Below are 10,723 nucleotides of genomic sequence, written 5' to 3'. Positions count from 1 at the left end.
CGCCGGCCCCACCTTGCCGTCGGCCCCCTCGGGCTCGACATGTGTCGGAGCGGCGGCTGGCCCGCGCGCGAATCCGATCCGGATCCGATCCGACTGCGTCGACGCCTCGAAAGACCGCCGCCCTCATGGCCAAAGCCCAAGCTGGAAGTCGTGCCGCAAGCCGCGCCGGCGCCGCCCAAGCTGCCCCGACAGCCGCCGCGCAGACGGCGTCCAAGGCTCCGAAAGCCGCCACCGCCGCCCCGGCCCCGCAACCCAAGCCGGCCCGCGCGAAGTCCGAAAAGCCCGCCCGCCCTGGGGCGGCTGCCGAGGCCGCGATCGACGCCAAGCTGGCGGCCCTGTTCGACGCCGCGCCGGCGAGCGCCCATGACCGGCGGGTCATCGCGGTCCGGGGGGCCCGGGAGCACAACCTCAAGAACGTCGACCTGACGATCCCCCGGGACAAGCTCGTGGTGTTCACCGGGCTGTCGGGCTCGGGCAAGTCGTCGCTGGCCTTCGACACGATCTACGCCGAGGGGCAGCGCCGCTACGTCGAGTCGCTCTCGGCCTATGCCCGCCAGTTCCTGGAGATGATGTCGAAGCCCGACGTCGACCAGATCGACGGGCTGTCGCCGGCGATCTCCATCGAGCAGAAGACCACCTCCAAGAACCCCCGCTCCACCGTCGGGACGGTCACCGAGATCTACGACTACATGCGCCTGCTCTGGGCGCGGGTCGGCATCCCCTACTCGCCGGCCACCGGCCTGCCGATCGAGAGCCAGACCGTCCAGCAGATGGTCGACCGGGTGCTGGAATTGCCGGAGAAGACCCGGCTCTACCTGCTGGCCCCCGTGGTCCGCGGACGCAAGGGCGAGTACCGCAAAGAAATCGCCGAGTACCAGAAGAAGGGCTTCCAGCGCCTGCGCGTGAACGGCGAATACTACGCCATCGACGACGTGCCCAAGCTCGACAAGAAGTTCAAGCACGACATCGACGTGGTGGTCGACCGCATCGTGGTCCGGGCCGATATCGGCTCGCGGCTGGCCGAGTCCTTCGAGACGGCCCTGGAGCTGGCCGATGGCATCGCGGAGGTCGTGTTCGCGGATGCCCCCGAGGGCGAGACGCCCCGGACCATCACCTTCTCGTCGCGCTTCGCCTGCCCGGTCTCGGGCTTCACCATCGCGGAGATCGAGCCCCGGCTGTTCTCGTTCAACAACCCGTTCGGCGCCTGCCCGACCTGCAGCGGCATCGGCCACGAGATGCGGATCGACCCCGAGTTGGTGATCTCGGACCCCGGCTTGAGCCTGAAGCGCGGCGCCGTCGGTCCCTGGGCGAAGTCGACCTCGCCCTATTACGGCCAGACCCTGGAGGCGCTGGCCGAGCATTTCGGCTTCAAGACCAGCGTCCCGTGGCAGAGCCTGTCGGAGACGGCCCGTGCCATCGTGCTGTACGGCTCGGGCAAGCAGGCGATCCGCTTCGCCTACGACGACGGGTTGCGCAAATACACGGTCAACAAGCCCTTCGAGGGCGTGATCCCGAACCTGGAGCGCCGCTACAAGGAGAGCGACTCGGACGCCGTCCGGGAGGAGATCGGGCGCTTCATGAGCGAGACGCCCTGCGCCGCCTGCGGCGGCAAGCGGCTGAAGCCCGAGGCGCTCGCCGTGAAGGTCGCCATGGCCGACATTGCCGATGTCACGGCCCTCTCAGTCAGTGAGGCGCATCGCTGGTTCTCGGAGCTGCCGGAGAAGCTGACGGCGAAGCAGAACGCCATCGCGGTCAGAATTCTCAAGGAAATCCGCGACCGGCTGAGCTTCCTGGTGGATGTCGGCCTCGAATACCTGACGCTCGCCCGCGGCTCCGGCTCCCTCTCGGGCGGCGAGAGCCAGCGCATCCGGCTGGCCTCGCAGATCGGCTCCGGCCTCACCGGCGTGCTCTACGTCCTGGACGAGCCGTCGATCGGCCTGCACCAGCGCGACAACGAGCGGCTGCTCGGCACGCTCAAGCGCCTGCGCGACCTCGGCAATTCGGTGATCGTGGTCGAGCACGACGAGGACGCGATCCTGCAGGCCGATTACGTGGTCGATGTCGGCCCGGGCGCCGGTATCCATGGCGGCGAGATCATCGCGCAGGGCACTCCCGCCGAGGTCCTGGCCAACCCGGCCTCGCTCACCGCGAAATACCTCACGGGCGAGATGGCAGTCCGGACGCCCACCGCGCGCCGAAAAGGCCGCAAGGGCAAGCTCGGCCTGTTCGGCGCCCGGGGCAACAATCTGAAGGATGTCGATGTCGAGATCCCGCTCGGCACCTTCACCTGCATCACCGGCGTCTCGGGGGGCGGCAAGTCCACCCTGGTGATCGACACCCTCTACAAGGCGATCGCCAAGAAGCTGAACGGCGCCCTGGAGCACCCGGCCCCCTACGGACGGCTGGAGGGGCTGGAGCACCTCGACAAGGTCATCGACATCGACCAGTCGCCGATCGGGCGCACGCCGCGCTCGAACCCCGCCACCTATATCGGCGCCTTCACGCCGATCCGCGACTGGTTCGCGGGCCTGCCGGAGGCCAAGGCACGGGGCTACCAGCCCGGCCGCTTCTCGTTCAACGTCAAGGGCGGGCGCTGCGAGGCGTGCTCGGGCGACGGCGTCATCAAGATCGAGATGCACTTCCTGCCGGACGTCTACGTCACCTGCGACGTCTGCAAGGGCAAGCGCTACGACCGCGAGACCCTGGAGGTGAAGTACCGGGCCAAGTCCATCGCCGACGTGCTCGATTCCACCGTCGAGGAGGCGGCCGAGCTGTTCAAGGCGGTGCCGGCGATCCGCGACAAGCTCGAGACCCTGAAGCGGGTCGGCCTGCACTACGTCCATGTCGGTCAGCAGGCCACGACCCTGTCGGGGGGCGAGGCGCAGCGGGTGAAGCTCTCCAAGGAGCTGTCGAAGCGCGCCACGGGGCGCACCCTCTACATCCTCGACGAGCCGACCACCGGCCTGCACTTCCACGACGTCGCCAAGCTCATGGAGGTGCTCCACGAGCTGGTCGACCAGGGCAACACCGTGGTGGTGATCGAGCACAACCTCGAAGTGATCAAGACCGCCGACTGGGTGATCGACATGGGTCCCGAGGGCGGCGACGGCGGCGGCCGGGTCGTGGCGCAGGGCACGCCGGAAGAGATCGCCCGCTCCAAGGCCAGCCATACCGGCCGGTTCCTGCGCGAGGTGCTGGAGCGGCGCCCCGCGGCGCCCGCGCGCCGAGGCCGCGCCGCCGAGTAGCGCGCCAAACCTTCCGGGCCAAACCTTCCGGGTAAGCGGCGGCCTCGGACGCACCGGCGACAGGGCCGGCCGCGGGCCCTCCCCCACACAGGACGGGCGGGACGCGCGGCCCCGGAGGATCGGCCCCTCCGGGGCCGCGCGAATCCGCGAGCCCGACGGGACGAGGCAGGCGGTTCGGACCGGCGCGGCAGTTTCTGCCCGGTGCCGTCCGCATATCCGCCCGGCCGGGCGGTGATTCGAGCCGCGGGGCGCCGGTTCGGGCCAGCCGCGGGCCGGTTCGAAGCCGGATTCCGGTCCGGATCCCGGCCGGGCGGCCCGCCCGGCGGCCTGCCCGATCACCTCCCCGGCCTTGCCGGATTCTCCCGTGCCCCGGCGCGACAACAGCTTGACCATTCAACGATATTTTGCCGGACCCCCCGTTTGGGCCGGGTCTGTGGACAGTGTTGCATCGCCGCAAAAATGCGGCTTTTGCGCAACGGTTCAGCCGGTTGTGGCGTTTCGGCGAGCATTCCACTGTCTTTCCGCAGGTCTCTGTAGAATAGTCGCAGACGTTGAGACGGGCAGGCTCCGTGGGGGCGCTCGGTAGGTCCGAAGCCGGCAGCCGCGATTGGCGAGCAGACCGGCAAGGAAGTGCCGAATGCGGGACGGATGCCGTGGGACCTTGGGAAGGAATGAGAAAATGATGAAGAACTGGCTCGCGGCCGGCGCGGTCGCGCTCACGGTCGGCATGACCTCGACGATCGCGCAGGCGCAGACCACCACGGTTCCCGGCGAGCAGGTCGGCCTCGCCGTCGGCGCGCCGCTGCCGGAAGGCCTCTACGCGATCAACACGTTCACCTACCGCCGCACCGACGCGCCAAACTCGCCCGACACGGCCGTCAACATCCCGGTCCTGGTCTGGTCGACCCCGTTCGTGCCGTTCGGCGGCCGCGTCGAGCTGCTCGTGGCGCCCCCGACCGTGTTCGCCTTCACCCGCAACCCGGCGGGCGTGCGCAACAAGGACATCTCGATCAACGTCGGCACCTTCGTCGGCGGCATCTGGGCCTTCGACCTCGGCAACAACTTCGGCGTCAGCTTGCTCGGCGGCGCCTACCTGAACGACCTGAACGGCGACCGCGGCTCGATCATCACCGCGAACGGCACGACGGCCACCCCGGTCCTGCCGCAGCTCTCCTCCAACACCTACCGCTTCGGCATCGCCGGCAGCTACACCGGTGACGGCTGGAACATCACCGCCAACCTGACCGCCAACATCTACGACTCGCCCGGCCGCTTCCCCGGCCAGGTCGGCGCCGCCATCGGCCCGATCCGCCTCTCGGACGCCCTGAACTTCGACCTCACCGCGACGAAGAAGTTCGGCAACTTCGAGATCGGCCCGATCGCCTACGGCACCTACAACTTCGACATCAGCCAGGCCAGCGCGGCGGCCGGCAACCGCGGCCGCTTCGCCATCGGCGGCCTCGTCGGCTACGACTTTAAGATCTTCACCGTCCAGGCCTACGTCGCCCGCGACGTCGTGACCGGCGCGCAGTACACCAACGCCTTCGGCCGCACCCGCGACAACTACTCCACCGACGGCTGGATCCGGTTCATCGTGCCGCTCTACTCGCCGGCCCCGGCCGCCTCGCCGGTCCCGGCGGCCCTGGTCCGCAAGTACTGAGACCAACCCGAGACACCGGGCTCCCCGCCGCCGCGCGGCGGGGGCGCCCGGATCTCCGACAGGCCGTCCTCCGGGACGGCGCGCCGCCCGGCACCGCCGGGCGGTTTTTTGTTGTGCCGGCCCCGCCGCGGGCCGCCCCGAACGGGCCCGTTCCATGGGTCGCAACCGACCGCGGGTGACGCGGGCGGCGCTGACATCCTATGGTGTGCCGATGGCGCGGCTCCGGCGCCGACCGGAGCGCAGGCGGACGAGCCGAAGGAAAGTCATGGCGACGCAGGGCGAGTGGAAGATCCCCGCGCAGGCCCAGCCCAGGCCCGCGGATTACGGCTACGACCTCGACCGGGCGCTCTCGGCCGTGCTGGCCCTGTCGGCGCGGATCCCGGAGAGCGCGTTCACCGCCGAGACGCTCGGCACCGAGCGCGCCGGCAACGGCGTGGTGATCCGCGAGGACGGTCTCGTGCTCACCATCGGCTACCTCGTCACCGAGGCCGAGAGCGTCTGGCTCACCACCCGGGACGGCCGCTCGGTGCCCGGCCACGTCCTCGGCTTCGACGCCGCCACGGGCTTCGGCCTGGTCCAGGCGCTCGGCGATCTCGGCGTGCCGGCCCTCCCGCTCGGCCGCTCGGCCGGGCTGAAGACCGGCGACCGGGCCGTGCTGGCGGGGGCGGGCGGGCGCCAGCGCTGCGTCGCCGTCGAGGTCGTGGCCCGGCAGGAATTCGCCGGCTACTGGGAATACGTCCTCGACGAGGCGCTGTTCACCGCCCCCGCGCACCCGCATTGGGGCGGCACCGCGCTGATCGGTCCCCAGGGCGACCTGCTCGGCATCGGCTCGCTGCAGCTGCAGCAGGGCGGCGCCGGCGCGGCGCGGCCGATCAACATGGTGGTGCCCATCGACCTGCTGACGCCGATCCTCGAGGACCTCGCCACGCGCGGGCGGGCCAACCGGCCGCCGCGCCCCTGGCTCGGCCTCTACGCCACCGAGAGCGAGGAGGGCATCGTGGTGATGGGCCTCGCCGATAACGGTCCGGCCGAGACCGGCGGCCTCCAGGCCGGCGACGTGATCGAGGCGGTGGCCGGCGAGCCGGTGGCCGATCTCGCCGCCCTGTTCCGCAGCGTCTGGGCGCTCGGCGAGGCCGGGGTGCGGGTGCCCCTCACGGTCCGCCGCGAGGGGCGCGGCGTGAAGCTCGCCCTCGTCTCCGGAGACCGGGAGCGGTTCCTGCGCACGCCCTCGCTGCACTGAGGCCGCCCGGAGCGCGCAGCCGTCGCGCTCCGGGCGGCGTCGCCGCGGGTGCCGTCTTGGGTGCCGTCTTGGGTGCCGTCTTGGGCCTGTACCGGGCACAACTTACGGCTCAGCGACTGTTCAGGTGGCGGCGTCGAATCTGCAACGACCGGCTCCCGATCCGCCGGAAGCGTTGAGGAGATCCAGTCATGACGGTTCTGAGCGCACCGCGCGCGAAGGCGCTCGTGATGGCCGCCGCGATCGCCGGCGGCCTCGGGCTCGCGGGCACCGCCGAGGCGGCCGGGGGCTGCGGCCCCGGCTTCCACCCGAATCCCTGGGGCATCTGCCGGCCGAACTGGGGGCCCCGGCCCTACGGATACTGGCGGCGGCCGATCTACTATGGTGGCTATGGCGGCTATTACCGGCCGCGGCCGTTCTACCGGCCCTACGGCTTCTACGGGCCGCGCCCGTTCTACTGAGCCTCGCGCCGGGCGATTCGAACGGCATGACGGGCGTCCCGCCGACCGGCGGGGCGCCCGTCGCGCGTTGTGGGAGGCTTTCCGGGGCCTGCATGCGCACAAAGAATGACCATTTGGAAACCTTGCCGGTTTCTTAAGCCCGGTATGCACTTTCCGCAGGTCTGGTGCTTGACCTTGTGACTCCTGCTGCGCTGCGGCGGGATTATATGTGCGTTGCACCAACAAGAGGCAGCGATGCGCAATGAGGCGCCGTCGTCTGCTCGAACAGAGGTCACAGCACACCATGTCCGCCGCCCGTAGCGTCCTGAGCCGCGTCCGCGCCTATCTCCGGTACCGCGACACCGTTTCCCAGCTGTCCCGCCTGTCGGACCGCGACTTGGCCGATCTCGGCATCAACCGCAGCGAGATCCGCGGCGTCGCCCGCGTTTGATCCCAGCGTCCGAGCCGAACGCCGTGAAGGACCGTTGCCCGTTGATCCGGGCGGCGGTCCTTCGCTATTTTCAGGCATGACACAGACCATCCATATCGTCGGCGGCGGCCTCGCCGGATCCGAGGCCGCCTGGCAGGTGGCCGAGGCCGGCCATCGCGCCGTGCTCCACGAGATGCGCCCCGTGCGCGGCACCGAGGCCCATCAGACCGACGGGCTCGCCGAGCTCGTCTGCTCGAATTCCTTCCGGTCGGACGACCCGGAGGGCAACGCGGTCGGGCTGCTGCATCAGGAGATGCGCACGCTCGGCTCGCTGATCATGCGGGCGGCCGACGCCAACCAAGTGCCGGCGGGCGGGGCGCTGGCGGTCGACCGGGAGGGGTTCTCCGCGGCGGTGACCCGGACCCTGGAGCAGCACCCCAACGTGACCCTGGTCCGCGGGGAGGTCGAGGGGCTGCCGCCGGAGGCGTGGGGCCCCTGCATCGTCGCCACCGGCCCGCTCACCGCACCCGCCCTCGCCGAGGGGATCCGGGGGCTTACCGGGGCCGAATCCCTCGCCTTCTTCGACGCCATCGCGCCCATCGTCCACCGCGACTCGATCGACATGGAGGTGGCGTGGTTCCAGTCCCGCTACGACAAGCCGGGGCCGGGCGGCACGGGGGCCGACTATCTGAACTGCCCGATGAACCGGGAGCAGTACGACGCCTTCGTGGCCGCCCTCGTGGCGGGCGAGAAGATCGGGTTCAAGCAATGGGAGGGCACGCCCTATTTCGACGGCTGCCTGCCCGTCGAAGTGATGGCCGAGCGCGGGCCCGAGACCCTGCGCCACGGCCCGATGAAGCCCGTGGGGCTCACCAACCCGCGGGACCCGCTGGTCAAGCCCTGCGCGATCGTGCAGCTGCGCCAGGACAACGCGCTGGGCACCCTCTACAACATGGTCGGCTTCCAGACGAAGCTGACCTATGCCGAGCAGGTCCGGATCTTCCGCACGATCCCCGGCCTGGAGCGGGCCGAGTTCGCCCGCCTCGGGGGCCTGCACCGCAACACCTATCTCGACAGCCCGCGCCTCCTCGACGCCACCCTCCGGCTGAAGGCCCGGCCCGCCTTGCGCTTCGCCGGCCAGATCACCGGCTGCGAGGGCTACGTGGAGAGTGCCGCGGTCGGGCTGATGGCCGGCCGCTTCGCCGTCGCCGAGGCGGCCGGCCGGCCCCTCGCCCCCCTGCCCCAGACGACGGCCCTCGGCGCGCTCATCGCCCACATCACCGGCGGCCACGTCGCGGCGGACGGCGAGGCCAACGCCCCGCGCTCGTTCCAGCCGATGAACGTCAATTTCGGCCTGTTCCCGCCGCTCGCGCAGGCCCCCCGCAACGAGACCGGCCGGCGCCTGCGCGGGCCCGAGAAGGCCGCGCTGAAGAAGCGCGCGCTCACCGACCGGGCCCGGACCGACCTCGCCGCCTGGATGGCGGGGACGCAGCCGGCGGACTGGAGACCTGCGGCGGCGGAATAGGAAGGCGCATGCGGCTTGCAGGGGGCGCCCTCCAGCATCCGGGCCCCGCATGATCGAGATCGACACCCGCGCCTTCCTGGCCGACCTGTACGCCCTGCGCGAGATCGGCCGGTTCCGCACTGGCGTCCACCGGACGACCTTCTCGCCCGAGGACATGGAATCCCGCCGCTGGCTGATGGCCAAGCTGGAGGCCTGCGGGCTCGCGGCCTCCATCGACGGGATCGGCAACGTGCTGGGGCGCCACCGCGGCCCCGGCCCGCATCTCCTGGTCGGCAGCCATATCGAGACCCAGAACGAGGCCGGCTGGCTCGACGGGGCGCTCGGGGTCGTGGCCGGGGTGGCGCTGGCCCGGGCCGGCCTGCCCGTCGACGTCGTCGCCTTCGCGGACGAGGAGGGGCATTTCTCCGGCGGTTTCCTGGGCAGCCGCTCGGCGATCGGCGACCTGACCGAGGCCGAGATCGACGAAGCCCGCAACCGCACCGACGGCACCCCCCTGCGCGCGGCGCTCGAAGCCGCGGGCCTGGCCGGCCTGCCCCGGATGCGGCTCGATCCGGGCCGCTACCGCGGCTTCCTGGAGATGCATATCGAGCAGGGCACGCAGCTCGAATCCGCCGGCCTGCATCTCGGCGTGGTGAGCGGCATCGTGGCGATCTGGCAGTTCCGGATCGTGTTCGAGGGCAACCAGGACCATGCCGGCGGCACCACCATGGCGGAGCGCCGGGACGCGGGCCTCTCGGCGGTGCGGCTCCTGGCGGCGATCGACCAGGCGTTTCCGAAGGTCTGCGGCCCGCGCAGCACCTGGACCACCGGGCGGATCACCCTGGATCCCGGCGGCTTCAGCATCATCCCGGGCCGGGCGGAGGTGTTCTTCCAGTTCCGCGACGTGGCGATGCCGGTGCTGGAGCGGATGGAGGCCTGCCTGGAGGCGCTGGTGCGCGAATCGAACCGGCGCGAGCGCTGCCCGGCGACGCTGACGGCTCTCTCCAAGGCGATCCCCGCCCCTTGCGACCCGGACCTGATGCGCGCCCTCTCGGAGGCCGCCGAGCGGGTCTGCCCCGGCGGATGGCAGGTGATGCCCTCGGGGGCCGGACACGACGCGCAGAACGTCGCCCGGATCCTGCCGGCCGCGATGCTGTTCGTGCCCTCGATCGGCGGCATCAGCCACCATTGGGCGGAGGATACGAGCGACGCCGACCTCGCCCTCGGGGTGCGGGCGCTCGGAGACGCGGCCGCCCGGGTGCTGGCGGGGTGAGCGTACCGTGCCCCGGGCTCTCTGCCGATCGGCCGGAGGGAACGGGCCGTCGCGGCGCCCCGGACCTCAGGCGCCCGGCAGCAGCGACTGGATCGGGATCAGGTCCGGCCGGTATTCCTGCATCCCGCCGGCGATCCGCTCCTCCACGGCGTCGAGGAATTTCTCCGGGTCGGTGATCGAGCACTGGCGCAGGTCCCAGAAGGCGTAGCGCCACCACTGCACCTTCAGGTAGCGCTCGATCAGCGCGTCGGGGAAGCGCATCTTCACGATCCGGGCCGGGCTGCCGGCCACGATCGCGTAGGGCGGCACGTCCTTGGTCACCACCGCCATGGCGCCGATGATCGCCCCGTCGCCGATCGTGATGTCGGGCATCAGGAAGGCGCCGTGGCCGATATAGACGTCGTTGCCGATGCGCACGCGCTTGGGCCACAGATAGGGGCCGCAGATCTCGTAATCCTCCGCCCGCGGGTCCAGGCGGTCGAACACCGCCGAGTGGTGCGTGTAGAACAGCGGCGAGGTCGAGCCGCAATGGACCGGGTGGCTGCCGCGCCCGACCTGGACGCTCTCGCCGATCGAGCAGTAGCGGGCGATGTCCGCGCCGAAATAGTAGCCGCTCACCGCGTACGAGAAGGCTCCCATGGTGAGGCAGTAATCGATGCCCATCCACTTGATGCTGCACGGTGGCTCGAAGGTGCAGTCCTCCGGCAGTCCGAACGGAGCCGGATGCAGCACCGAGATGCCGCGCCGCAGCATCTCCTGCTTCATGTCCTCGTTGACGGAGATCATGCGGCGTCCTCGTCGATGCGGCGGCGTTCCGACCCGGCCGGTGCCGGGTCCAGGCCATAATAATCGTGCAGCAGGTCGCCGTAGACGGCGGCCCGGATCGGTCCGGAGAATCGCCCCGCATCCGAGACGTCGAGGGCGAGCAGCCGGT

Annotated in this window: 8 protein-coding genes; 7 read left to right on the top strand and 1 reads right to left on the bottom strand. The window is 70.8% G+C overall.

The genetic code is table 11. The features are described 5' to 3' along the window. The first annotated feature begins 125 nt into the window (after positions 1-125). From uvrA to I53_RS00800, 7 genes are all read left to right on the top strand, one after another. A complete protein-coding gene (gene uvrA, locus I53_RS00825) occupies positions 126-3,245 on the top strand; it encodes an excinuclease ABC subunit UvrA (RefSeq protein WP_043345627.1) in 3,120 nt (1,039 codons plus the stop codon). Between the two features lie 679 nt (positions 3,246-3,924). After that, positions 3,925-4,905 carry a transporter gene (locus I53_RS00820; protein WP_043345625.1) on the top strand — a complete coding sequence of 327 codons (981 nt, stop codon included), beginning with the start codon at positions 3,925-3,927 and terminating at the stop codon, positions 4,903-4,905. 265 nt (positions 4,906-5,170) lie between these two features. Next, the gene (locus I53_RS00815; RefSeq protein WP_043345622.1) at positions 5,171-6,145 is read left to right on the top strand and encodes a S1C family serine protease; all 975 of its coding nucleotides are present in this window, start codon (positions 5,171-5,173) and stop codon (positions 6,143-6,145) included. Positions 6,146-6,333: 188 nt separating this feature from the next. Then, positions 6,334-6,603 (top strand): GCG_CRPN prefix-to-repeats domain-containing protein, encoded by a 270-nt coding sequence (locus I53_RS00810; RefSeq protein WP_043345620.1) that lies wholly within the window; start codon positions 6,334-6,336, stop codon positions 6,601-6,603. Positions 6,604-6,886: 283 nt separating this feature from the next. Continuing rightward, positions 6,887-7,033 (top strand): DUF1127 domain-containing protein, encoded by a 147-nt coding sequence (locus I53_RS30710; RefSeq protein ID WP_012318555.1) that lies wholly within the window; start codon positions 6,887-6,889, stop codon positions 7,031-7,033. 76 nt (positions 7,034-7,109) lie between these two features. Further along, positions 7,110-8,537 carry a methylenetetrahydrofolate--tRNA-(uracil(54)-C(5))-methyltransferase (FADH(2)-oxidizing) TrmFO gene (gene trmFO, locus I53_RS00805; protein WP_043345618.1) on the top strand — a complete coding sequence of 476 codons (1,428 nt, stop codon included), beginning with the start codon at positions 7,110-7,112 and terminating at the stop codon, positions 8,535-8,537. A gap of 49 nt (positions 8,538-8,586) precedes the next feature. Then, a complete protein-coding gene (locus I53_RS00800; RefSeq protein ID WP_043345615.1) occupies positions 8,587-9,789 on the top strand; it encodes a Zn-dependent hydrolase in 1,203 nt (400 codons plus the stop codon). Positions 9,790-9,855: 66 nt separating this feature from the next. On the opposite strand, the gene I53_RS35640 is transcribed toward I53_RS00800, so the two are convergent. Then, positions 9,856-10,575, bottom strand: a complete 720-nt coding sequence (locus I53_RS35640; protein WP_043345613.1) for a CatB-related O-acetyltransferase — start codon at positions 10,573-10,575, stop codon at positions 9,856-9,858. Positions 10,576-10,723 lie beyond the last annotated feature (148 nt).

Origin of the sequence: Methylobacterium sp. B1, from assembly GCF_000333255.1 — a bacterium.
Taxonomy (GTDB): Bacteria; Pseudomonadota; Alphaproteobacteria; order Rhizobiales; family Beijerinckiaceae; genus Methylobacterium; species Methylobacterium fujisawaense.
The sequence above is the reverse complement of the archived record's forward strand: the minus strand, read 5'-3'. Positions and strand labels throughout refer to the sequence as shown.